Origin of the sequence: Weissella paramesenteroides (assembly GCF_051903945.1) — a bacterium.
Taxonomy (GTDB): Bacteria; Bacillota; Bacilli; order Lactobacillales; family Lactobacillaceae; genus Weissella; species Weissella paramesenteroides_A.
This window is the reverse complement of record NZ_CP192268.1, coordinates 1,517,728-1,542,091: the sequence shown is the minus strand read 5'-3', so window position 1 is coordinate 1,542,091 and position 24,364 is coordinate 1,517,728. Positions and strand designations below refer to the sequence as shown.

The following is a 24,364-nucleotide window of genomic DNA, read 5'->3' as shown; positions in this document are numbered from 1 at the left end:
AAACATTAAAGTTGTTAGTCGTCACATTGTGTATGTGGCGGCTTTTTTGTGTATAAAACGCCGTTACATGCTGATGTGTAACGGTTTTTTAATTACATTTAAGAATGTGTTTGTTAAGATACATAATAATTGATGAAGCGTTGGCTTTAAATAAGGAGAAACTTTCGTATGAAATATATAATCTTTTTATTGGAAATATTAATCATTGTTTTGTGGCTCATCTATGGAAGCGATGTCTGGTATTTTAAAATACTTGGAATAATTCTTATCATTGTGATTTCCCAGCTATTACACGAAGTATTTGGTAGATAACTTCTCTTTGTATTCCATTTAAGAATGTGTTAGTTACATGATATAATAATGGAATAGTAAAATGCTTGGGAGGTGTGCCAATGGCGGATAGGTTAGATAAGTTATTGAGTGATTATTTTACAGGGCGCTTAGAAATGAATATGAAAATGCGCAAGCTGGAACTAAAATATAATTTTGATCGCACGCCAGACGAAAATATCGGCGGTGGACGTAAGCAGAACGATTACAAAAATGCGGTTGAAGCGTCTATGATACGTGAACAAAACGACAGGTATTTAAAAGATTTGCAGTATCAAAAAGATATGATTGAGATGATGTTAAGTACGACTGTTGATTGTCGTAAGCGTGTGTTGGTTGCCAAGTATGGGCACAATGAAACGTGGGCAAAGATTGCGCTTAATGAACATGTAGACGAGCGCACAGTTAGGGCATGGCGAGATGATTTCAAAGAAGTCGTTGGTATTTGGTTAGGAGAGAGCTTAACCACCACCCACTTTCGCTCCACATTAATTCCAGCTTAGAGCCGTTTTAGACTGATATATGGGGCATAATATGTATGGTGGAACAGATTAAAAATAGTTGTATGAATTCATCTTATTTCTTAATTTTGTGATTGCTCATTCCTGTTCCACATACATATTAACGTCCGTAGTACTAAACATTTTGTCTGCTGCTACTATTTGACGATTAATATTCATAGCAAGTGTGGCGGAATAGGTAAAGCTCGAGTGTTACTAATAATACTCGATTAGAAACTCTGAAAAATATCAGATTGTTAGGTGCAAATCCTAACCACTTGCATAGAGAGAATGAAGATGTCTCTTGAAAGTCCACGGTAACTCGTGGCTAGATAATTAAATGAAAGAAATGCTTTGAATAATGGAGATAATAATGGTATAGTTAATTCTATTGAACTTATTCATTTAGAGAGACCGTTAATGATGTTCAATCATTATAAGTTGGTTCATCCATATATTAATTAGATTGAATGAATAGGCGTGTATTTGTAGCATATTAGGTAATGCAATAAATTATTTATCTCCATTCTGTGAGGTGAAAGATTCTGATTTAGTAAGAAATGAGTTCGATACTCATCAGATACATTAATTGTTAAAGGTTATCCAATCGGGTAGCCTTTTTTGTTTGATTATTAGAAAATTAGTATATAAAATATACATGTAATGACAATTTGACACTAGTAAGATTTCATGAGGAGGAACATGTATGGCTTTAGAAGATAAGTTTGATAGTACCAAGGACAAAGTTGCTGGTAAAGCTAAAGAGGTTGAAGGTAAAGTTACCGGAGATGAATCGCGCGAAGCTGAGGGAAAAGCCCAAGGAATTTTAGGTAAGGCGAAGGACAAACTTTCGGATGCTAAGGAATCAGTAGAAGATGTAGCCGAAGATATCAAGAAAAAATTTAAAAAGTAATTCCTAAATTAAGGTAGCAATCAAAAGATTGTTGCCTTTTTATTTTGCACTGAAAAGGGGTATTGAGATGAAAATATAAAAACACCATCTTTAATGATGGTGTAAGTGTAAGTTACCAATTATTTATCGTTAATACCCTCTGTAAAACCTTTAATAAAATCAGGAATATTCGTTATTAAGAATAGGATAACCGTTGATATAACGAAAATAATTGTCCATATTTTTTGGGATCTTGTAAATGTTTTGAATAACGGCTTTAAAACAATAAAAGTACCAATAGCAGAAATGAACACAATAAATTCTAATACATCAATAATAATTTCAAACATAGCGTGCCTCCGAATTAATTATCAAAAGTATAGCATAAATAAATTATAAAAAGGGGTAAGGTACGTAGATGAGTAGAGAATGGTATCGCAGATTGGAAAATCAGATCATTGGCACGATTGATAAGAAGAAACGCAAGGAACGAAAGGGTGAATCGAAATGTTTGAACGTAAAGCAACAAAACGAGAATTAATGCAATTATCACTGGAAAAATCAGCAGCACTTGATGAACATAATGCCAGGGTACACAAAGAGTTTAATGAATTAAAACGCGAATTGACTAACGAAATTGATAGTAGAATTGCCGAGCTACGAGTAGCTAATGATGTATTACATTCTGAACTAACTGCGTTGAAAGCGGACAAGCGTCCAAAAAATGTAGACAATACTCCAGAAATTGTTGCACACGAAAACTACTATCGTATGACTTTCAGAGATGAAAATGGAAGTGTTAAAACTCAAGTAGAGTAACACCAGATAGTATAAGTTTAGTCTCACAAAAGATTGTTTTAAATGATCTGCCGAATTTGAATTTGAATGGTGTAAATATTTCTAGCAATCAAATATAAAAATTTAGTAATTCAATAAAAAAAAAGCGAGGTGGGTGATAGTCAATGGGAAGTAAGGTACACACATGCGCACATCAAGGTTGCCATAAGCTGATACCGTTTGATGATAGGTATTGTGCGCGACATATCATGCTGCATCCCCGAGATACAAAGCGATTTGATAAGGCATACAATACTAGGAGGCAACGTGATGCCGAGACTAAAGAGCGTATTGCATTCTACCAGACTAGGCAATGGAAACAGTTACGCAAACAAGTTATTGAACGTGATAATGGGTTAGATCAGTATGCTTTGCGTGATGGCTTGGTGGTACCTGGCAAGTTAGTTGACCACATTGTTCCAATAGAATTTGCACCAGAGTTGAAAGATGATATCAACAACCTTGTGCTAACATCTATGGCTTCGCATAAAGCCAAGACAGAGTGGGAACAAACCTATTATGGCACAGGCAATAAGAACACTATCAATAAGCATGCTGTGCCTGTTAAAGAGATAAAATATATTCCAATTAAATTCAATGAATTAAAGACGATTTAGGACGTTTAATTGTGTTAAGTTGATATACTCAAATAGGTTTAAAATATTTCTGTGAGCGTCTGATAGGGGGCTATGGGGTTTGGTAAAAGGAAAACGTAGTATAGCTCTTGTTTTCTGTACCATTCCCAAAATTAATTATTTGAAAAGGAGGTGATTTAGTGGCTAATGCACCAGGTCAAGGACGAAAACCAAAATTAAATAATGTCAATGCAAAAAATAAAGATCGTGCTGAACGTGCAAAGCGAGCTATCGAAAATAATAGTGACTTTCAAGCTATTAAATCACCACCGGCTCGTTTAACCTCGGAAGAAAAGACATTATATAAGCACATTGTTCAAGAATTTAACAGTAAAGGTATTTTGAAAGACCTTGATAGTTCTATTCTTGAAGAATTTGTTGTGCAAGTATCCGTGAGTCGTCAAGCTAGAGAAATCATTAACAAACATGGTGTGGTTATTTTTGAAGATGGCAAAATGAAAAAGAATCCAGCGGTTGATGTTTTGAACAACGCCGTTAAAAATATCAAATCGTTAGGCTCGTCACTGGGATTAGACCCAATTAGTCGTAGTTCTATTTTGGCTGATATTACTTCTGAAAATGATAACGATGAAACGGATGATATTGTCGCTAAAATGGGAGGTTATTAATGGACAAAGTGACACAATATGCTCACGATGTTGTGAGTGGGAAAAGAGTAGCTGGTGAGCTATTAATATTGAGTGCTAAACGGCATCTTGAAGACTTGAAACGTAAAGATTGGGATTATGAGTTTGATTCTAAATACGTTGAAGGTCTTTTATTGTTTGCCAAATACGTACCTGATCCAGATACAGGGGTTCCAATGCCACTGATGGATTGGGAGGTATTTATTTTAGGGTCATTAGTCGGTTGGCGAAATAAAAAAACGGGTGGTAAGCGATATCGAAAAGCTATTGCTAGTATCGCACGTGGTCAAGGTAAGACTTATTTAGCTAGTGTTTTAGCAACTTATGACTTTTTTGTACAGTCTTATAAGAAGAATAATCAAGATATCATTGTAGCTTCCAATACGGTTGCACAATCTAAAAAGCTATATGGATATATCCGCGGTACAATCAACAAAATGCGTCAGGGTATTTTCAAAAAGCGTGATAAAGATATCGCTGATACATACGAAACAATCACAATGAAGTCAAAAAACAACGTGATCGTTAGATTATCAGCCGATGGTGGTAAGTTTGATAGTTATCACGCGACAACTGCCATATTTGATGAGGCTGGTGACCAAAAAAGTCGAGAGGCATTTGGGAAAATCACATCAGGTCAGGTCAAGATTGAAGAAGCGTTATTCTTGATGATTAGTACAGCGTACCAAAACCCTAACGCACCATTGCGTGAGGATATTAGAAACGTTGCCAATGACATTAAAAGTGGCGCTCATGAGTTAGACGACTTCTTTTTGGCGATTTGGTCACAAGATAGTCCTGATGAAGTGTTTAAACCAGAAACTTGGGAGAAGTCAAACCCATTATTAGGTCTCGAAAGTCAGCATATGAAACTGTTAAATGGTTTGGTTTCAGAGCGAAATACACTCATGTCACAGGGAAAAATCAACGATTTTCTTGTAAAAAACATGAATATTTGGCTAAATGCAGAAGAAAATGCTGCTTTTTCACTGGAAGACGTGCAAAATGCTGTTATTCCTGATTTTGACATGCACAATCGTCAAGTTTACATTGGTTTCGATAATTCTATGACGAGTGATGATGCAGCACTAGCATTTGTATTCCCATATCTTGATAAAACCGGTGAACAACGCTTCCATTTGTATCAACATTCGTTTATACCTTGGCATAAAGCTGGCAACATTGAAGCTAAGGAAAAACAGGACGGTATTAACTACCGTGATATGGAAGCTAAGGGATTCGCTGATATTACACAGCACAGACATGGCTTAATTGATAATGGTTTTGTCTATCAGTGGTTAATGGATTTTGTGGAAGAGTATGAACTGGAAGTCTTAGTGTTCGCTTATGATGCGGCACATGCTTATGCCTTTATTCAAACAATTGAGGAAGCGACAACTTGGACGATGTTGCCAGTCAGGCAAGGTTCACTAAGTTTAAACGAACCAACAAAGTGGCTACAAGATAGTTTTATTGAGGGACGTGTCACAAGGCTAGATGATCCAATGATGGAGAAGTCATTGATGAACGCAGTTGTCACAAGTGACAATAACGGTATCAAAATTGATAAAAATAAGGCCACGTTAAAAATTGACTTGGTCGATGCCTTAGTTGACGCCTTGAAACAAGGTATTTATCATTTTGAAGACTTCGCTGCAACAGAACAGAGCGAATTTGCCAGAATGAATGATGACCAGATTAACGAATATTTTACAAGTGGAGGTTTTGGCTTTTGAAAATGATTAAAAATACAGTCAACTGGCTGTTTAAAAACATATCAGACATCACTTCACTTTTGGGAGCAGCTGCAATTACGTATGCTGCTTTTTTATTGCACTTAATTATTGGTTTTACGGTATTGGGAGCATTTTTACTGCTAATTAGTTACTTTACGCGTGCCAATAAAGGAGGCGAATGATGTTTTTTGAAAAAAGGAACCAACCCATTAGAGGTTCAGGAAATTCACGTACGTTATCTAGCAATCAAACGGTTTTAGATGGTGGCTATATAAGCGCTGATAGAGCTTTAAAAAACAGTGACGTATGGACTGCCGTTAATATCATTAGTTCTGATATTGCCCGTGTTAAATTTCATTCGCCTGATAAACAAAAAATTGATAAGTTATTGGGCAAACCAAGTCGTGTTACTAACCGATTTAACTTTTTCCAGTCAATGGTTGCGCAAATGTTGTTGACGGGTAATGCCTACGCTGTGAGACGGGCTGATAGCTCTGGCGAATACCTTGAATTTGTCTCGCCATCTCATATTCAACAGTATTTAACGGATGATGGTCAAATAACTACTTACGACATTACATTTAATGGTACGCAAGAAGATGATTTGAAGAATGTGCCAGCAGATGACGTGATTCATTTGCGATTGCTTTCAACTGATGGTGGTTTAACCGGTAAAAGTCCGTTAACTGCCTTAGCTGCTGAATTGACATTACAAGAAGGTAATAATAAGCTGGCTAATTCAGTTTTTAATAAGTCTGCTAATCCAAGCGCCATGTTGAAATTAACCACTGGACAGAGGTTGAACAAGGAAGGTCGTGAAGCTGTTCGTACAGCATTTGAAGATGCTAATACAGGTGCAAATGCTGGTCGAGTAATGGTTATGGACGGTACGTTTGACTACTCACAATTAGAAGTCAAAAGTGATGTTGCAAAATTATTGACCGCTACTGATTGGACTCGTGCTCAGATTGCTAAGGCATTTATGTTGCCATCAGATATGTTAGGAAGCGAATCGGAACATTCCAATGCTGATCAGATACGAGCGACATATAACAATACGATCGGGCGTTATCTTTCACCGGTGTTGGAAGAATTATCTATGAAGTATGGCGAGCATATTATTGCAGATATCCGTGAAGCTACTGACTTAGATGGGGCCATGCTTGAACAGCGGACAACTAATTTGATTAAAGGCGGTGCAATTAGTTCGGCTTTGGGTCTTGAAATCCTTAAAGACAGTCATAGTGACTTAGTTACACCCGATTTGATTAACGTGGTTGGTCAAGAAAATGCAGCAGGAAAGGAGACAACAGATGCGGGAAACCAGAACGTATAGTATCTCTAACATTGAGATACGAGATGGCACCGATGGCAGAACTATCACAGGTTATCCAGTGGTATTTGATAAGCCGTCACAAAACCTAGGGGGATTTATTGAATACATTGATAAGAATGCATTTCAGGACGTTTCTTTTGATAACGTGTATTTACTCTATGGTCATGAATTTAATAATGTGTTGGCTCGTGTAGACGCAGGAACGTTAACAACTAATGTTGATCAAACTGGCGTCTTTTTTAATGCAACATTACCAAATACAACGCTCGCTAATGACGTGTTGGAGAATATACGGGTTGGCAACATTCAAGGTATGTCGTTTGGATTCACGGTTGCTGACGAAACTTGGAAAACGGGAGATGAAGCAGATATTCGTACGATTCTAAAAATTGATGAATTGTTTGAGATTACACTCACACCTATTCCTGCTTATCAAGATACGAAGGTTGCCATTGCACAACGTGATAAGGTACATCATTCATCAGAACTGGAACTTATTGAACTAAGCGCTATTGAGCGTGAATTATAGGAGAATTTAATATGACGATTCAAGAAGAATTGACTCAAAAACAAACAGAGTTGCGAGCAAAAATTACAGAGGCACGTAAAGCGGTTGCTGATAAGGCTGATAATGCAGACACATTGATGACAGAAGTCCGTGATTATGAATCAGACATCAAAAAGTTGAAGGAATTGGTTGATGCTCTGCCTGATACTCTTGATGAGGAAGATAAAGACAAGCAAGATGGTAAGACTGATGACAGTCAACCAACACCACCAGCTGACCCTGTAGACGACCAACAACGATCACATGAAAAGAAAAAGGAGGTGCGAGACGTGCCACAACCAGTAGGAAAAACACACAAGAAAGAATACCGTGATTCGCTTAATGAGTTCTTACATTCAAAAGGTGAAAAACGTGATGGTATCACATCAACTGACGTTGGTGCCGTTATTCCAGAAGAAATCATCTACAATCCAGAAGCTGCGATTGATACAGTGACTGATTTGTCTACTTTGGTTACTAAGACGTCGGTTAAGACTGCAAAGGGAACTTATCCAATTTTGAAACGTGCTTCAACAAAATTACCAACGGTTGCTGAATTAGCTAAGAACCCAGATTTGGGCAAGCCTGAATTTACTGACGTAGAATGGGCTGTTGATACTTATCGTGGTTATATTCCCGTATCACAAGAATCTATCGCTGATGCACAAGTTGACTTGGTTGCATTGGTATCAAATTGGGTTAACCAAGTTAAGGTTAATACTTCAAATGAAAAGATTGCCGCTGTGCTTTCAAAATTCACACCTAAGTCAGCAACATCAGCTACTTTGATTGATGATTTGAAGACCATTAAAAATACCGCATTTGATCCAGCTTATAACTTATCATGGGTTGTGACAGCTTCTGCATATAATGTACTTGACTTGTTGAAAGACACAACAGGTCGTCCATTGTTGCAGGAAGAAATCGGTAATGCTACTGGTACGACTTTGTTTGGTAAGCCATTGACAGTTGTTGAAGATACTGCGTTCGGTGGAGTTGATGGTGCTAAGCAACTGTTTATTGGTGATTTGAAACGTGCATCATTGTATGCAAATCGTGCTGATGCGGCAGTTCGCTGGGTTGACAACGATGTTTATGGTCAACTTTTGCAAGGTGTATTGCGCTTCGGTGTTTCCGCTGCTGATTCAGATGCTGGTGTGTTTGTCACAATCACTGATACACCCAGTTCAGGCGAATAACTCTGCTGATGAAACGCCAGCTAAACCAACCGACGCTAATACAGTAGCTGAAATTAAGGCGTGGTTAGATGCACATAGTGTGTCTTATCCATCTAACGCTGTAAAAGCTGATTTATTAGCATTGGTCAACGACACAGACGCTTAAATCTGTCGAACGGGGTGTGAAGCCCATTAAGGAGGTCTTTATGGCAGAAGAAAAAGACTCACTGTTTGATAAGGCAAAGGTAGCTGTTCGTTCTACTGTTGTTGATGATGAACTTGATACAGAATTGAATGATTTGATTTTAGCAGCTCGTGCAGACCTGAAAATATTTGGATTAGTTGATAAAGCTAATTCAAACGACAATGCTTTGATTACGCAAGCTATACTTCTTTACGTGAAAGCTAATTGGGGGTATGACAATCCAGACGCTGAACGTTTTGGAGCGTTGTATCAACAGTTAAAGGACAAGTTAAGTGTCTCAACACAATACTTGCAAGGTGCTGATTATGAAGTATGACGCAGTCCTTTATTTAATCACAGAAATTGATGGTCAGGACGACATTGGTAACTATCAGCCGATTAAGACTAGACGCAAAGTGTACGCTAACCCGTTTACAGTTGGGCGTGCTGAATATTCAGCTGCTGCTCAAAAAGGTTTAAAACCAGAGTGCTCATTTCAAATTAACACGATTGATTACGCGGGTGAAGAAAAGGTCGCATATCTTGACAATGAGTTTGACGTGTACCGGACGCAAACAAGTGGTGATAAAACAACGCTTTATCTCATGAGGAGGGTGGCTAATGGTGGAAATTAACCTCGCACAAGAGATAGCGCGACATTTGAAGCAATATAGTTCAGATGTTGAACGCAATTTGCAAGCCGCAAAAAAAGAAGTTGGGCAAAAAGCCGTTAAACAGTTACGAAATGCAGGTAATTTTAATGACCGGACCGGGCGTTATCGCAAAGGGTGGGCTTTAAAGAAAGTTGGAAATAACTATGTAATTTGGAATTCTACAGATTACCAACTGACACATTTATTGGAGTTTGGACATGCTTTGCGGAACGGTGGACGTTCTAAAGGGTTCACTCACATTAAGCCAGTTGAACAAATGGTTATCAATGAATTTGAAGCAGTCGTCAGAAAGGAGTTGTCATGAAATTAAGTGATTTTTATCAGCAACTAAAAAATACTACCGGTCTACCGTCTGCGTATCATCATTGGACGGTTGGTAAGGCACCTGCCTTGCCTTATACCGTGTATTACGTTGTTGAACGTGATGACATGATAGCCGATGACCAAAGCTACTTCAAAGTGCGTTCAATGAATATTGAGCTGTACACAGATTCCAAAGATGAAGACTTGGAAGCGCGTGTTGAAACATTTTTGAACGGTTTGGGTATCGTTCCTAATATCAGTGAGCAATACATTGACGATGAGAAGATGTACGAAGTAATTTATGAATTTGATTTAGAAATGGAGAAATAATATGGCTACAAGTGAAAACAAAGTCACCTATGGTTTGAAAAATACGCACTACGCCATCATTACAGATGATGGTACAAAAATTTCTTATGGGACACCAGCTGCTTTACCTGGTGCAACAGAATTAACGCTTGACGCAAATGGTGATGGTATTGAATTTTACGCTGATGACACAAAGTATTTCAGTGCTGACAACAACCAAGGTTATACAGGTAAGCTAACTATTTCCAAGTTAACCGAAGCATTTGAAAAAGATGTGCTTGGTCTTGATGACAGCAAAGGTGTGTCAACAGAAAATGCTAATTCAAAGATTAAGCGTATTGCATTGATGTTTGAGTTTGATGGCGACCAAAAAGCGACTCGTCATTTATTATTCAACGTATCATTGTCTCGTCCGGGTGACGGTTCGAAGTCTAAGGAAGACAAGGTCGATGTTAATACGCAAGAACTTGAATTTACGGCTGCACCTGATCCATATTCTGGCGATGTTAAAACTAAGACTAATTCAGCAACACCTGAAGAAGTCTATAACGCATGGTATGACAAAGTGTTCACAGGCACAACGGTGCCAGCTGGTGGTGAATAAAAAAGTGGGTTATCCCACGTACATATAAAAAAGAAAGAGGTTAAACGATGGAAAAGACAATTACTATTGATGGTAGAGATGTGAAGTTAATTTCAAGTGGCGCAACACCAATTATTTATAAAAATGCTTTTAGCCGAGATTTTTTTGCAGACTTAGGACGGTTTTTGAAGATTGCAGAAACTGCTAATAAATCTAAAAAAGGTCAGGAAATGGATGCATTATTGCCGTTATTTGAAAATGGTGACATTGCAATTATGTATAACTTTGTTTGGGTGTATGCCAAGAATGCAGATATGGGTTTGAAGCCATTAGATGAATGGCTTGCTGGTTTCGCTGAGTTCCCAATGTTTGATTTTCTTGGTGATGTCATGGAATTAGTTATGCGTTTAGTGACAACGAAAAAAGCTTAAAGACCAGCCAAGAAAGCGGCGAGACATTTGATGATGAAAGTTATCTGTACGTTGCTAAAAAAGCTGGTCTGTCTTTTGAAGAAATGCAAATGATGGATATAGGACAAGTGATGGACTATATCACGGAGTATGTCAATTCTGAAACACCTGATAGTAATTCAGATAAGAAAATTAAAGCTGATCAGGCAATGTTTGATTCATTTTAAAAATTTAGCGCTTAGCAGCGCTTTTTTTATACAAAACTAGGAGGTGACTATGGCAGGTTCAAGAATAAAAGGTATCACGATTGAAATAAACGGGGATACAAAAGGCTTGGATAAAGCACTGGCCAGTGTCAACTCTAACGCTAATAAGACGCAAAGTGAGTTACGTGATGTTAACAAGTTGTTGAAATTAGATCCCGGGAATACAGAATTAATTGCACAAAAGCAGAAACTGTTAGCACAAGCAATTACCCAAACCGGCGATAAATTAAAGACGTTGAAAGATGCACAGGCACAAGTTGATGCACAATTTGCTAAAGGTGATATCGGTGAAGAACAATATCGTGCATTTCAACGCGAAATAGCTTCAACCGAAGCGACGTTAAAGGGCTATAAGTCTCAACTTTCAACAGCTGAAAATAGTCAGCAAGAATTAAGTCAATCAACGCAAAGATTGCAAAATTATTTTAAAGCCACGAGTACATCTGTTGATGATTTTAAAAGTGTGCTTGGTACACGGTTAGTTAATGCAATTAAGAGCGGTACAGCTAGTTCTGAATCGCTTGATCGAGCCTTACAGATGATTGCTAAAGAGAGCGGTATTGCAAGTTCTGACATGTCAAAGCTGACACAGACACTTGATAAAGTAGATGATACTAATGTCACTAACGCATCGAAAGCAATTTCAGACTTGGGTAACAAGACAAATCAAGCATCTGGAAAAATGGAGGTGTTCAAGGGCGCAGCTATGGCTGAAGGTTTGTCGCAAGTTGCTGATGCGGCGTCTGAAGCAGGCGGGGCTGTAATTGACACTGCCATGCAGTTTGGAAATGCACAATCATCAATGCAAAACACAATGGGGTTGACAGCGTCACAAGCTAAAAACGCTACTGATGTCGTTAAAAATGTATTCAATTCCGGCGTTGTTGATAGTGTTGATGAGGCGAATGAATCTGTTCAAACAATTATTAACAGTTTTGGTGATCTAGCAAACGGAGGCGAACTTCAAAAACTTTCAACTGATCTGACTGGAATTGCTAGGCACGGTGGTGTTGATATAAAAGATGCTGCTAATGCTTCGAGTCAAGCGATGAAGTCAATGGGGTTGACTGGTAGACAAGCAACCGACTTAATTGCAAAAGGTCTTCAAGATGGCCTCAATAAGAATGATGATTTTCTTGATACGGTTAATGAATACGCGCCCACATTTAAAGACGCAGGTATAAGCGCAGATGGCATGCTGTCAGTTTTGAACGCAGGTATGCAAGATGGAGCCTTTAATACCGATAAAGTTGCTGACGCTGTCAAAGAATTTCAATTACGGTTAACCTCAGGACAACTAGATGAACCGATGAAACAATTTAGTCAATCAACTCAAGATGCATTTGCACAATTCAAAGCTGGTAAGGCAACCAGTGCAGACGTCATGGCATCAGTTGGTAAAGACTTGTCTAAAATGCCTGCAGATAAAGCTAAGCAAGCTGTACAGGGTCTTGGAACCCAGTTTGAAGACTTAGGGCAAAAGGCGTCATCATCTTTGTTAGAAGCAACAAAAAAGACTGAAGACGCAACCGGTGCTACAAAAAAAATGAATGAACAAACGCCAGGCGAAAAATGGCAGAGTGCACTTAATACGTTAAAAACAGCTTTTTCAGATGTTGTTATTCAGATGACACCATTAATGAATAAATTGAGTGATTTGATAAAGTGGTTTAATAATCTAAATCCAACGATCAAGACTGTCATTGGTGTTTTTGGTGCTATTTCGGTAGCAATAGCTGCATTAGCGCCAATCATAACTATGATAGTTGGTGTTATTGGTGCGTTCGGTGTGGGAGCATTACTTCCAATTATAGGTATTATAACAGCAGTTATAGCAGTTATTACTGGTATAGTAGTAGCAATAAAAAATTGGGGTTCAATTGTAAAATGGCTGCAGGGTGTGTGGTCTGGTATAACCACATTCTTCAGCGGTTTATGGAATGGCATTAAACAGGTTTTCACAACGGTACTAACGGCTATTGGCAGTTTTATTCAGATGGAAATTCAAGGCTGGACTATTATCATAACAACCGTTATGAATGTGATTAAGACGGTTATAACGACTGTTTGGAATGTGATTAAAACTGTCGTATCAACCGTTTTGGCTGGCATAAAATCTGTTATCGAAACTATTTGGAATGGTATCAAAATGTTTTTCACGGTTACTTTTGCTGTTTTACAAGCGCTATTCATTTCGGCGTTTAATATTTTGACAGTGCCCGTTAGACTCGCTTTTGAAATTATTAAGGCGGTTATTACGGTTGTCATGCAAGCAATCGTGGCTTTTTTGACGCCAATCATACAAAAAATACAACAAATTTTCACCACTGTTTTTAATGCGATAAAGGATTTCTTAACGACCGTTTGGAATGGTATTAAGGCGATGTTCACGGTGGTGATTGGATTTATTAGTGCGTTTATTACAAGCGAAATAAATGGTTGGAAGAATATTATTACCATTGTCATGAACGTGATTAAAGGTATTATTTCATCTGTCTGGAATGGTATTAAAGCTGTCATTACATCTGTCCTAAATGTTATTAAGCCAATTATTTCAGCAACTTGGAACAGTATTAGTAATATCACGCGCAGTGTGTTTAATGCAGTTAGATCATTTATAACCAGTGTCTGGAATGCCATTAAGTCTGTTGTGAACAGCGTGGTTAATTCAATAAAATCATTTGTATCAAATGCTTGGAATGGCATTAAATCTGTCACATCATCAGTGTTTAACGCAGTAAAGTCAACTGCTAGTTCTGTTTGGAATGGTATAAAGTCAGTAATTTCATCTGTTGTAAACGGTATAAGGAGTACAGTAAGCAACGTCTGGAATGGTATTAGGTCTGTGACAACGAGTGTATGGAATGGTATCAAGTCTGCTATCACGGGACCAATTCAAGCAGCTAAAGGCGTCGTTTCTGGCATTGTGGACTCAATTAAGCGACTGTTTAATTTCAGGTTGAAATTTCCATCAATTGACATTCCGCATATTCCATTACCACACTTTAATTTGTCGGGCTCATTCAACCCGTTAAAGGGTAAAATTCCACATGTCGGAGTTAATTGGTACGCAAAAGGTGGTGTGTTTACTAAACCTACTTTATTTGCAAATAACGGTGGGTTTAATGGTATCGGTGAAGCAGGTTCCGAAGCAGCATTACCACTTAACGCTAAAACGTTAGGTGGTATTGGTAAGGGTATTGCCGAAGCGACAGGCGGATTAGGTGGTGACACCATCAACGTGACAGTCCAAGTGTTGGCTGATACATCAGCGCAAACGATAAAGAAGCTAACAGACGCTGTGACAGATGGCATTACACGTGCTCAAAATTCTAAAGCTAGAGCGATAGGAGGTTAATCAGTGAAACGAGGAGATTTTAATATCAATGGTTTTGTTGGTTCAGCCAACGGAGCTGTGATTACAAATTGGTTTGATACAGGCATACCAGAAAGAAAAATAACGTTAAACGATAGTGCAGTTGGTTTAGACCGTGCTATTTTGTTTGACGATGGAAATTATGCTAATCGAGAATTTGAGTTTGAGTTTTCAATTCAAGCCGATACAGAAGCGCAACGGAAGTCACGATATACAGCTTTCATGGTTGCTTTAGATACTGGTAGATACGTACCTGCTATATTTTATTTTGATGACCAGTATCAGTATCAAATCGTTAGAACAGATGTTATTGACATTACTAGACCGCTTATATTTTCTTCGATGAGAATATACAAAGTTAAGGTAAGTGCGGCGCCATATAAGTATTTGTTAGATGTAGCTAATGTTTCTGGTACGTCACTCACTTTGACCAACCCAGAAGCCTATTATGCTAAACCACATTTCGTTATCAAAGGCACAGGGACGATCAATCTCACAGTCAACGGTGTTGTTACTAAATTAACCAATGTCACAACCAGTATTGAACTTGATTCAGCATTGCAGACAGTTTGGCGAATGGACGGTGTGACAGTAGTTAATGAAAACGCAAAAATGGCTATTGGTAATTTTCCGTTACTAAAGCCAGGAAAAAACACCGTATCGGTGGACAGTGGGACTGTTGAAGTAGAACCAAGATGGAGGACACTATGACACCAATTTTATATGAAAAAGATGAGATTGATTTCACCTCACAAGGACTTGGTTCGCTAGTTGAAATTTATGACGTAGATGTGGAAGAGCAACGTAATGGGTTGTTACAACTGACAGCAAGTTATCCCGTTTCTGGTGTGAGATATGCAGATATATCGGTTGGACGTATTATTTTAGCTAAGCCTAATCAACGAGATGATGTTCATGCTTTCAGAATAGTTAGCACAGAGCTTGATATTAGTGGTTACGCGGTAAACATTGAAGCGGACTCAATTACGTATGATTTAACGCACAATGTGGTTAAACATCTAAATGTGTCTGGAAATGGGCAAGAATTTATGTCTGCACTCAAAAGGGTGATTGTTAATCCGTCAATATTTGAGTTCTATTCTGATATTTCGACTGCGTCAACGACATCACTAAATTATGTTAATCCTATGGAAGCTATCATGGGTTCAACTGGTTCATTTTTACAGATATGGGGTGGTGAGTTAAAACGTGAAAACAGACGAGTAGCTATGTTTAACAGACGTGGTCGAGATAATGTCGCAACGTTTAGGTTAGGAAAGAATATAGCGGGTTTGAAGTATAGCGTTGATATCAGTTCGCTGGTAACACGTATTGTTCCGACCAAGTCAGTTCAAAATGATAACCAAACAACTACGACATTAGAAGGCACACCGGTTGATTCGCGATACATTAACAATTATGAACAAATTTACACACTTCCGCTTGAGTTTACTGATGACACCATCAAGACAGTAGCTGATTTGAATGCAGCGGCAAGGGGATGGTTTACTCAAAGTGCCAACACTGGTAGAGATAAGCCGACAGTTACGATTGATATTGATGTTTTGAGTCTGCAGGATAGCGCAGACTATCAGGATAAGTTCAAGAACTTAGAGAGTGTATCATTGAGTGATACCGTAACGGTGTACGTTCCAGAATATGGGGTAAATGTCATGGCTGTTGTCAATGAACTACATTACGATCCCATTTTAGATAGAGTTACTAAACTGACGGTTGGCACAGCTAAACAATCATTTGCTGATAGTTCTCGGACACAATTGTCTGACTTACAAGACAAGATTATTTCTGTTCAAAATCAAGCGGACGCAGCGGTGATCAGCGCAAACGGTAAGAGTAGAAACTATTATGGAAGTGTCGAGCCATCGCACCCACAAGAGGGAGACATTTGGTTTTGGATAGATGGGGATAAATCAGGGACAAAGGTTTTTGTTGACGGTGAATGGGTAGATTCAGTAGATTCTGATACACAAGCAAAAATCGCTGCGGGTGTTGATGATGCTATTAAGCAAGCTAAGTCACAAGCAGCTGCTATGGACGAAGTGCGTGCCAGTGAAGCAGCTGTTTTCCAAGCAGAAGCTAACGCAGCATTAAGTAGCGGAGCTGCTGAACGAGCCGCTTTTTCTAGCAATGCAACGTCGATGACAAATAGTGCGGCAAGTCGTGCAAGCCTTCTAGCTAACAGTGCTGCTGCGTATGGTAAAGCACAAGCCGCTAATGCATTAAGCAGTGCAAATGATGCGTTGACAACGGCAAAACAAGAGTTGGGTTCAGAAGTATCTAAAGCACAATCTGATATTGTTGCTACTAATAAAGAATTATCTGGCAAAGTCTCACAAGCTGACTTTGACACAAAAATAGGGGACTTGACAACAAAGTATGGTCAGGTTAAAACAACGGCTGATGCTGTGACTGCCGAAGTTACTAAGTATGAAACAGCAAATGATAAGAAAGTTTCTGCGAATACCGCAAGTATCAACGTTCTGAACAATCAGATTACTTCTAAGGTTAGTCAGACTGACTTCGATAAAACGACTGGTGATTTAAGCGGCAAATATTCTGTACAGCAACAAACGATTAATGGTATATCGCAGACTGTTACCGAGTTACAAGCGAAAGCAAATGCGCAAGGGCAAGTTAATCAGTTGATGAATACGGAATTCACTCCTGATTTGCAAGGGTGGACTTTATATGCCGACAAAGGAAGTAATGCTCCGTATGCATCGTTTGCTAGTTATGGTTCACGAGGTATTGGATTTAACACTGTAAACGCAGATGCTAGTACATTTGCTAGGTTATCACAAACCATTTTATTGCCAAGCATACGTCTTAGTACAGATGTTATGTCTTTAACATGGCGTGTCAACACTCGAAGAATGGATAATTATTGTCATATTTGGTTAGTGTGGCAAGATGTAAACGGTGTGTCTCTTGGTAAAAATACAATGGGTAATTGGAACGACAGCACTTTGAACAAGTACAACGTTTTAAAATGGGAAAACATTTCAATACCAATTGATGCCAAACAAGTTGATATTCGTTTTGAAACAAGAGAAGGAACTAACGCTTATATCTTCCAGCCAATGGTAAGCTTTACTAATACCATCGGTGACTACGTCTCAGGTAACTACAACAACAATGCCCGCGTTGCTGAATTAGAAGTTGGTTTAACTGGCATTACCGGATTAGTAATGGATCCAAAGAATGGTCTATCTGCTACAGCGACGCTTGCAGCAAATGGACTATCTGTTGCTACAAAAGCACAATCTGATGCTACAACAGCTATCCAAACAGCTAAGGGCGTACAAACTACTGTGGAGAGCATGGGTCAGGTCAACCATCTTAATAACTCGGAATTCGATCCAGACTTAGAAGGTTGGGATACAAGCAGTGTTGGTAAAGCACCTTACCGTTCCTATTTTGACCAAACCGTCAATAAAGTTACGGTTGGCTTCAATACAATGAATGATGATATTGCGATGGCAATGCTTGCACAGACCGTTACATTGGCTTCAACCCCAGGAGCTAGAGGATACGTCTCATTAAGTTGGCAAGCATATACCAATCCAAACACGACTGGTAAACAAACGGTTTCGTTGGGATTTTATGATTCATCAAATAAAATTATTGGCACAGCAAAGCAAGCTGATTGGTCAGACACAAGTGGTAAGTGGCCAGTTCACAAAATAGAAGGGTTGGCGATACCAGATGGTGCCAGAACGTTGCAGGTAATGTTTTATGCGTCAGAAAAAGTTACAGCTTATTTAGCTAAACCGATGCTGGCATTCGAAAAAACAATTGGTACTTATACGCCAAGTAACTACAATAACAATGCAACCGTTGAATCAATTCATACGCAACTAGCCGGTCAAATTACTGATGAAATTCAGGATCGTACAACAGGTGATAAAAACACTTTACAGCAATCTAAGGATTACACTATCAGCCAAATTCAATCGGCAACGACTGGTTATCAATCAGCTATTGAACAATCAGCCGAGGGTATTATGGCCAGTGTATCGCAAGTAAATCGCTTATTTAACACACAATTTACACCAGATTTGCAAGGGTGGAACGTTGCTAATAACGGAGCAAACGGTAAGAATTATAACTTCTATCGTAGCTATATCGTTGATGGAGAAACAACTGTAGGTGTCAATGTACCAGCAGACGCAGGAAATGATACGACAAAATGGTATTCATATTTTGAACAAGATGTTGCTGTTCCAGGAAACAATGGTAATACAGTGATTTCATTAACATGGGACGTTAGAACTATTACTAATGTCAACTACAATTCACTGTGGTTTATTTTCAAGGATGCTAATGGTAAGAACATTGATAATAGTTTAAATGTTCTTAAATATTGGAGTGGCAATGCAGATGGAAAATGGTACACAAAGACAGCTGAAAACATTGCTGTTCCAACGAATGCCAAATATATCAGAGTTTCATTCCAGTGTAGAGAAGGAACTAACGCTTATCTGAAACGTCCAATGTTGACATTTACTCCAAAAGCACAACCGTACATGCCAGGTTCTTATATGGCTACTGATACCATTTTGCAACTGTTCAAAGACCACTGGGCAATTGGAATTCAAGATAACACATTTGAAATGGTTAGTGGAATTATCGGTGATAACACCAGTATGAATTTGATTAGTAACAACATAACGTTACAAGGTACTACAACAGTCACGGAAGATTTCTATGCTAAAGGTGGTAATTTCAAAAATTTGAATGCCTCAAATATCACTACTGGAACAATCAATGCAGAAAAGATTAACGTTATTAATCTAGATGTCAGCAGCCTAAGTGGTAACATTACGAATTTCGTGAAGTCATATTGGGATGGGGCATACGGTGAAGAAGTTTCTATTCAAAGCGATAGAATTACCTTTTATACAAATTTGTATAGAAGTAATACAACCATATCTGAAGGAAAGATTGACATGACAGTGTATAACGATTACACCAAAACTTCAGAACATATTGGTGGATTGAAACATGGAGTTAAACCAGGAACACAAAATCAGGACTATTTAATCATGTATCTTGACGGTTGGCGAACACAAGGTGGTCATGGTGATGATGCTACCGCACATGGTGGAGATGGTTTCATGTTCTCCGTTAGCGACGGGTAGACACAACTAGAGACAGGAATGCCATTGTTGACTTGGGAAAACGAATTATTGGCTAGTGGTAATAGTCGTTTACCAGGATGGCATTTTTGGGATCACACAGAGTTTCATAGTGATGTCATGATGTTTCCAGGTAATGCCTATCAAGGCTTGTATTTCGGTACAGTGACTTATAAAAACACTATTTATCCAGCAATCATGGGGAATCAAAAGAAAACAGATGGCCCCGCAATTTTCTGGGGTAGTACAGATCTGTATTTCTTATTCCAAGGAACGGCATACCAGTTATCAAGTATTCTTGTCAACACTGAACTACATCAATTTTAGGAGAAAAATAAAATGAACTTACAAAACAAAGCACTCGTACCAGTAGGAAATTTCCTACAATCATTAACCTTGCCAGCACAGGTTAGTCGAGCAAGAACAAAGTTAGTTGCTAGTTTAAACGCTGAGTTACAAAATTTAGCCGAGTCAGAAAAGCAACTGGTAGCTGATTTTAACGGTGAGGTTAATGAGCAGGGACAAATTAATTGGTCAGATGGCGTTGCACCAGTCGAGTATCATACCGAACATGCAGTGCTATTAGAAGAAGAAGTAACGATTGAATTAAATCAGCCAACACTTATGAAAGCGTTGAAAGAATATTTTGCAGAGTGGAATGAAGATATTGATCCACAATATGCAGAAGCTTTCGATGCTTTTTTTGATGCCCTAGAAACAGAACAGGAGAATTAATCATGGATATTAAACAATCAATTTCATTTTCAGCACAACTACAAGCAACTGACAATACACCGTTCGTAAATTTTAACGGTTCCGTTGATGAGAGCGCAGTACCTAGCGTGAATTACTATATTTCTAATCAAGACGTTTATCGTGCTAACACCAAGTTATTCCGTGATAGTCTAACGACTTTCCAAAATACTGTGTTTGATGCAGCAGACAAAAAATCAGCTGAATTAGAATCAGAGACAACATCTACTACAGAAGCAGCACCTGCAAATTAACGAGGTGCTTTAATGGACATTTTTAAAGTACTGGAAATATCATTCGGAGTAATTGGAGCGGGAGCGACACTGTTGGGCGGGCTTTGGTGGGTGTTAAAGAACACAATTGTGACATCAATTAATAATTTGCGTGAAGATTTGCGTGAAATTAAAGAGCAATTGAAGGCTGCAAATAAAGTTGCTCAAGACCATGGTGAACGTTTACTTAAACTTGAAGTATGGAAACATAACAAGTTTGGTGATTAATAAGAAAGGATGACACATGTTACAAAAAATAAATAATGCACTTAAGAATGCAGACGGTAGTTACTCAGGAAAAGTAATTGCTGGTCTGCTTTCTTTATTGATTGTCCTAATTCAGCAATTATTTGCGGCTTTTGGGATTAAATTTACGGGTGACTGGAACGCCATTGTTGCTGTTGTTAATACGGTGCTGACCATTCTAGGTATTCTTGGTGTTGTATCAGGCGGTGGTGTTGTTGAGACACCTACTAAATCGCAAACAGAATCACCAGCTAAGGTCACTCAAGTACCTGATACGACTGAACAATTAAAATAAGGGAGATGTTATGAATAAATTAAAGCAAGCACTTGTTGTGACAGGTACTTTTTTAGCATTCGCAGGTGTTGGCTATGTATCATCTGATACTGTCCATGCTGATACACCACGTGTCGACATGGTGGACGTATCTAATCACAACAGGCAAATGACAGCGCCAGAGTTCGTGTATATGCGAAATACCTATGGTATGAAAGCTGTCACAACGAAAATTTCAGAAGGGACAAGCTTTCATGATTATACAGCACCGGGTAACATTGCGGCGGCTAAGGCTGCTGGTGTTTACATCAACGGGTATCATTTCCTGTCATCAACAACCGTATCAGGAGCAATTGCTGAAGCTGATTATGCTGCTCATATGGCAAAGGCCGATGGCTTACCTGTTGGTGCTGTCTTGGCAGTTGATATTGAGAACTCATATCAATTGTCAATGGGTTCACGTATGCAACCAGTTGCGACAGCTTTTGAGAACCGTGTGCGGGCATATGGTTACCGCTCAACCACTTACACTGGTGGTTACTCATCAAGTGTCAGTCCTGCTGGTGAGAAAGCATGGTTAGCACAATATCCATACGTACCCACATTGGCTATGAAGCTTTATAATACCGAACATGCTTGGCAATGGACGTCAAACCAAAGATTTGCAAGTTCACTAGGTCGTTTTGACGCCTCAATTTTGTACGACAACTTCTTTACAGCTGGTACTGATAAAGATGCAGTTGTGCCTAATGTGACACCAAATGATAAGGTAGTAAACAAGCCAGATACGTCAGCAATTCAACAATTTAAGAATGCTGGTAACAAGTTCACGGCTTATAAGAGCTTCCGTGTTGACAAGATTGCTTATGTAAATGGTATGTGGCAGGCTATCAACTATGATATGGCAGGAGGTAAAGACGCTAGCTGGACGGCTAATGGTATTCCGCTTGCTATGTTGGATAATGTGACTCGTGGTAACTATGCAGCAACTCGCGTAGGTGATCAGGTTAAGTTCAAGACTGGTTACAATTACGGTACGATTGACCAATACGATAACAACTCAAATGGTGCTGGTATTGTTGAAGGTGTTTATGGAAACATTTGGTACAATGCCAATTCATTGTTAGCTAAATAAAATTAGTAATAAAGAAAATTTTAGTAAGTTAAAAACGTATTGATTTATTTACGTTGTAGTAAAAAAGTGGTAGTATATCCTAAGTTAATATATAGGTGGTGTACAAATGGTTGTTGTCGAAAGAGTTATTAAACAAATGAATGCTGGAACAACATCTCCTATGCTAATTGAGGATAGTAATCATGATAAATTTGTTATGAAATACATTCATAATGATTGGGATGGAAAATTTTTGTTTAACGAACTTGTTTCGGCAAGAATCGCCCAGTTTCTAGAGCTCCCTATTCCTAAGTTTGAGATAGGAATTTTACCAAAGGATATAATTTCAGAAAATGACGGGCTAATGGCACTCAACGCTAAAAGTGGTGCTGTTTTTTTATCCCAATATCGAAAGGGTATTACATTACAAAATCCCAAGATATTGAAATCTGCCACAAATATTGACGATTGTGGTGGTATTATTTTTTTTGATCAATTATTAAATAATATAGATAGAGGTCAGAATGAAGGAAATTGGTTTTTCGACAAGGCTACAAAACGTTTGATGATTTTCGACCATACACACGTGTTTAGAGTTGGTCAACTATGGGATAAAATTTCTTTACTACAAGATCAAGAGCTGCCTTTAAAAATTCTTGAAAATTTTTCAGAGTCCCTTTATAGGACCCTTCTTAATCAGATAAATGGGAAAACTCCATTCTACGGAATAACAAGGAAATGGTCCAGAATGACTGATGATAATATTGCAACTATGCTCGGAGACATTCCAACAGAATGGAATATTTCAAATGAAGATGTGGAAGCAATAGCAAGTTTTCTGCATTTTCAAGTTGAACACGCTACTGATATAGAAGGATTATTAAACACACATTTAATATGGAACGGAAAGTGAGGTGTATTATGAATAAAATATTTTATAGTGTTCTTAGATACATTCCCGATCTAATTCGTAATGAAAATATGATTGTGGGTCTGGTTATCCATATACCAAACGAAAAATATTCTCACTTTTTTGGTTTAAAAAACATTGTACGATTAAGATCATTTGATGATGAATATGATTCTAAATATTTGAAAATAGTAATGGAATCGTTAACATATGAATTTTCATATGGCATGACTAATATAGATGGCATTTTTGGACCTAATGATGAGGAAAACGATCAGCTTTCTGAAATTATTGATAGAGAAGATTTCTTAAAAATAAAAACATCTTCTTATTCAAATGAGTTTGTTTTTGACAGAGTTAATTCATTATCTTATGCAGAAGGTGAAGATATTGAAGAGATAAAAGAAGATATTTATAAGACTTTTTTGTATTATGATCAACCAAAGAATGAAAGAATAACTAAGCAAAAGGCTACAACGTTGCTAAAAAGAAGTGTCAAGGCTGCAGGTATGAAAAAGACATCTTCAAATGAAGTAGGAGCTTTTGATGATGTTGTGTTTGATTTAAAGGCAAATGGAACACCTATAAAAGTTATTACTTTTGACTATACAAAGCAAACTGCTTTACGAAATGTTTTGAAATCTGTAATGTTTGACATCCAAACTTCAATTCAAAAATATAATTTTAAAAAGGTAGTAGTGGTAACCGTATTAAGTGATGAGCATACTCGGGAATATAACGAATTGAATAGATTATTATCAAGCATGAGCACATCCACGAATACTAACATCGTGGTGACTGATATGTCTAGACTTGCAGAGAATATCTAAATCAAAGCCCACTAGGTTATTCGATTGAATAGCTTGGTGGGCTTTTTGTTATGTGCTATAATT

At 38.1% G+C, this 24,364-nt stretch carries 28 protein-coding genes and 1 pseudogene; 28 read left to right on the top strand and 1 reads right to left on the bottom strand.

From position 1 onward, the window contains the following. The first annotated feature begins 392 nt into the window (after nt 1-392). Nucleotides 393-833 carry a DUF722 domain-containing protein gene (locus tag ACQ4QH_RS07545; protein WP_439818388.1) on the top strand — a complete coding sequence of 147 codons (441 nt, stop codon included), beginning with the start codon at nt 393-395 and terminating at the stop codon, nt 831-833. A gap of 703 nt (nt 834-1,536) precedes the next feature. Then, the gene (locus ACQ4QH_RS07540) at nt 1,537-1,743 is read left to right on the top strand and encodes a CsbD family protein (protein WP_439818387.1); all 207 of its coding nucleotides are present in this window, start codon (nt 1,537-1,539) and stop codon (nt 1,741-1,743) included. Nucleotides 1,744-1,862: 119 nt separating this feature from the next. Here ACQ4QH_RS07540 and ACQ4QH_RS07535 read toward each other — a convergent pair whose 3' ends face one another. Continuing rightward, the gene (locus ACQ4QH_RS07535) at nt 1,863-2,072 is read right to left on the bottom strand and encodes a hypothetical protein (RefSeq protein ID WP_439818386.1); all 210 of its coding nucleotides are present in this window, start codon (nt 2,070-2,072) and stop codon (nt 1,863-1,865) included. A 157-nt stretch (nt 2,073-2,229) separates the two neighbouring features. Between ACQ4QH_RS07535 and ACQ4QH_RS07530 the strand changes: the two genes are divergently transcribed. The 26 genes and pseudogenes from ACQ4QH_RS07530 (at nt 2,230) to ACQ4QH_RS07405 (ending at nt 24,301) form a co-directional block, all read left to right on the top strand. Next, entirely contained in the window at nt 2,230-2,541 is a 312-nt protein-coding gene (locus ACQ4QH_RS07530; protein ID WP_439818385.1) for a hypothetical protein, read from the top strand. A 143-nt stretch (nt 2,542-2,684) separates the two neighbouring features. Beyond that, complete coding sequence (locus ACQ4QH_RS07525) at nt 2,685-3,176, top strand: HNH endonuclease (protein WP_439818384.1); 492 nt, start codon at nt 2,685-2,687, stop codon at nt 3,174-3,176. Nucleotides 3,177-3,334: 158 nt separating this feature from the next. Next, nucleotides 3,335-3,823, top strand: a complete 489-nt coding sequence (locus ACQ4QH_RS07520; RefSeq protein WP_439818383.1) for a phage terminase small subunit P27 family — start codon at nt 3,335-3,337, stop codon at nt 3,821-3,823. Next, the gene (locus tag ACQ4QH_RS07515) at nt 3,823-5,577 is read left to right on the top strand and encodes a terminase large subunit (RefSeq protein WP_439818382.1); all 1,755 of its coding nucleotides are present in this window, start codon (nt 3,823-3,825) and stop codon (nt 5,575-5,577) included. The genes ACQ4QH_RS07520 and ACQ4QH_RS07515 overlap by 1 nt, the downstream gene beginning before the upstream one ends. Further along, nucleotides 5,574-5,759 carry a hypothetical protein gene (locus ACQ4QH_RS07510; RefSeq protein ID WP_439818381.1) on the top strand — a complete coding sequence of 62 codons (186 nt, stop codon included), beginning with the start codon at nt 5,574-5,576 and terminating at the stop codon, nt 5,757-5,759. The genes ACQ4QH_RS07515 and ACQ4QH_RS07510 overlap by 4 nt, the downstream gene beginning before the upstream one ends. Further along, the gene (locus tag ACQ4QH_RS07505) at nt 5,759-6,913 is read left to right on the top strand and encodes a phage portal protein (protein ID WP_439818380.1); all 1,155 of its coding nucleotides are present in this window, start codon (nt 5,759-5,761) and stop codon (nt 6,911-6,913) included. Before ACQ4QH_RS07510 ends, ACQ4QH_RS07505 begins: the two co-directional genes overlap by 1 nt. Further along, entirely contained in the window at nt 6,891-7,442 is a 552-nt protein-coding gene (locus ACQ4QH_RS07500) for an HK97 family phage prohead protease (RefSeq protein ID WP_439818379.1), read from the top strand. Before ACQ4QH_RS07505 ends, ACQ4QH_RS07500 begins: the two co-directional genes overlap by 23 nt. Nucleotides 7,443-7,453: 11 nt before the next feature. Next, the gene (locus ACQ4QH_RS07495) at nt 7,454-8,659 is read left to right on the top strand and encodes a phage major capsid protein (protein WP_439818378.1); all 1,206 of its coding nucleotides are present in this window, start codon (nt 7,454-7,456) and stop codon (nt 8,657-8,659) included. Beyond that, entirely contained in the window at nt 8,622-8,804 is a 183-nt protein-coding gene (locus ACQ4QH_RS07490) for a HeH/LEM domain-containing protein (protein ID WP_439818377.1), read from the top strand. Before ACQ4QH_RS07495 ends, ACQ4QH_RS07490 begins: the two co-directional genes overlap by 38 nt. A gap of 40 nt (nt 8,805-8,844) precedes the next feature. After that, the gene (locus ACQ4QH_RS07485; protein WP_439818376.1) at nt 8,845-9,159 is read left to right on the top strand and encodes a phage head-tail connector protein; all 315 of its coding nucleotides are present in this window, start codon (nt 8,845-8,847) and stop codon (nt 9,157-9,159) included. Next, on the top strand, nt 9,149-9,457 hold the full coding sequence (locus tag ACQ4QH_RS07480; protein WP_439818375.1) for a hypothetical protein: 309 nt from the start codon (nt 9,149-9,151) through the stop codon (nt 9,455-9,457). The genes ACQ4QH_RS07485 and ACQ4QH_RS07480 overlap by 11 nt, the downstream gene beginning before the upstream one ends. Then, complete coding sequence (locus tag ACQ4QH_RS07475) at nt 9,444-9,800, top strand: HK97 gp10 family phage protein (RefSeq protein WP_439818374.1); 357 nt, start codon at nt 9,444-9,446, stop codon at nt 9,798-9,800. The genes ACQ4QH_RS07480 and ACQ4QH_RS07475 overlap by 14 nt, the downstream gene beginning before the upstream one ends. Then, nucleotides 9,797-10,129 (top strand): hypothetical protein, encoded by a 333-nt coding sequence (locus ACQ4QH_RS07470; protein ID WP_439818373.1) that lies wholly within the window; start codon nt 9,797-9,799, stop codon nt 10,127-10,129. The genes ACQ4QH_RS07475 and ACQ4QH_RS07470 overlap by 4 nt, the downstream gene beginning before the upstream one ends. Nucleotide 10,130: 1 nt before the next feature. Beyond that, nucleotides 10,131-10,712: a major tail protein gene (locus tag ACQ4QH_RS07465; protein WP_439818372.1), complete on the top strand. Its 582-nt coding sequence runs from the start codon at nt 10,131-10,133 to the stop codon at nt 10,710-10,712. A gap of 47 nt (nt 10,713-10,759) precedes the next feature. Continuing rightward, complete coding sequence (locus tag ACQ4QH_RS07460) at nt 10,760-11,122, top strand: hypothetical protein (protein WP_439818371.1); 363 nt, start codon at nt 10,760-10,762, stop codon at nt 11,120-11,122. A 255-nt stretch (nt 11,123-11,377) separates the two neighbouring features. Continuing rightward, complete coding sequence (locus ACQ4QH_RS07455) at nt 11,378-14,725, top strand: phage tail tape measure protein (protein ID WP_439818370.1); 3,348 nt, start codon at nt 11,378-11,380, stop codon at nt 14,723-14,725. Between the two features lie 3 nt (nt 14,726-14,728). Next, nucleotides 14,729-15,454: a hypothetical protein gene (locus ACQ4QH_RS07450; RefSeq protein WP_439818369.1), complete on the top strand. Its 726-nt coding sequence runs from the start codon at nt 14,729-14,731 to the stop codon at nt 15,452-15,454. Then, nucleotides 15,451-19,905, top strand: a complete 4,455-nt coding sequence (locus ACQ4QH_RS07445; RefSeq protein ID WP_439818368.1) for a phage tail spike protein — start codon at nt 15,451-15,453, stop codon at nt 19,903-19,905. The genes ACQ4QH_RS07450 and ACQ4QH_RS07445 overlap by 4 nt, the downstream gene beginning before the upstream one ends. Nucleotides 19,906-19,923: 18 nt before the next feature. After that, complete coding sequence (locus ACQ4QH_RS07440) at nt 19,924-20,229, top strand: hypothetical protein (protein WP_439818367.1); 306 nt, start codon at nt 19,924-19,926, stop codon at nt 20,227-20,229. 12 nt (nt 20,230-20,241) lie between these two features. Beyond that, entirely contained in the window at nt 20,242-20,637 is a 396-nt protein-coding gene (locus tag ACQ4QH_RS07435) for a hypothetical protein (RefSeq protein WP_439818366.1), read from the top strand. 2 nt (nt 20,638-20,639) lie between these two features. Further along, on the top strand, nt 20,640-20,909 hold the full coding sequence (locus tag ACQ4QH_RS07430) for a hypothetical protein (RefSeq protein WP_439818365.1): 270 nt from the start codon (nt 20,640-20,642) through the stop codon (nt 20,907-20,909). Nucleotides 20,910-20,921: 12 nt separating this feature from the next. After that, the gene (locus ACQ4QH_RS07425) at nt 20,922-21,155 is read left to right on the top strand and encodes a hypothetical protein (protein ID WP_439818364.1); all 234 of its coding nucleotides are present in this window, start codon (nt 20,922-20,924) and stop codon (nt 21,153-21,155) included. Nucleotides 21,156-21,171: 16 nt separating this feature from the next. Then, nucleotides 21,172-21,435 (top strand): annotated as a pseudogene (locus ACQ4QH_RS07420) (phage holin); the annotation flags it as partial. A 43-nt stretch (nt 21,436-21,478) separates the two neighbouring features. Next, nucleotides 21,479-22,582 carry a GH25 family lysozyme gene (locus tag ACQ4QH_RS07415; RefSeq protein ID WP_439818363.1) on the top strand — a complete coding sequence of 368 codons (1,104 nt, stop codon included), beginning with the start codon at nt 21,479-21,481 and terminating at the stop codon, nt 22,580-22,582. A 106-nt stretch (nt 22,583-22,688) separates the two neighbouring features. After that, nucleotides 22,689-23,474 carry a HipA family kinase gene (locus ACQ4QH_RS07410; RefSeq protein ID WP_439818362.1) on the top strand — a complete coding sequence of 262 codons (786 nt, stop codon included), beginning with the start codon at nt 22,689-22,691 and terminating at the stop codon, nt 23,472-23,474. 8 nt (nt 23,475-23,482) lie between these two features. Next, on the top strand, nt 23,483-24,301 hold the full coding sequence (locus tag ACQ4QH_RS07405) for a DUF3037 domain-containing protein (RefSeq protein WP_439818361.1): 819 nt from the start codon (nt 23,483-23,485) through the stop codon (nt 24,299-24,301). Nucleotides 24,302-24,364 lie beyond the last annotated feature (63 nt).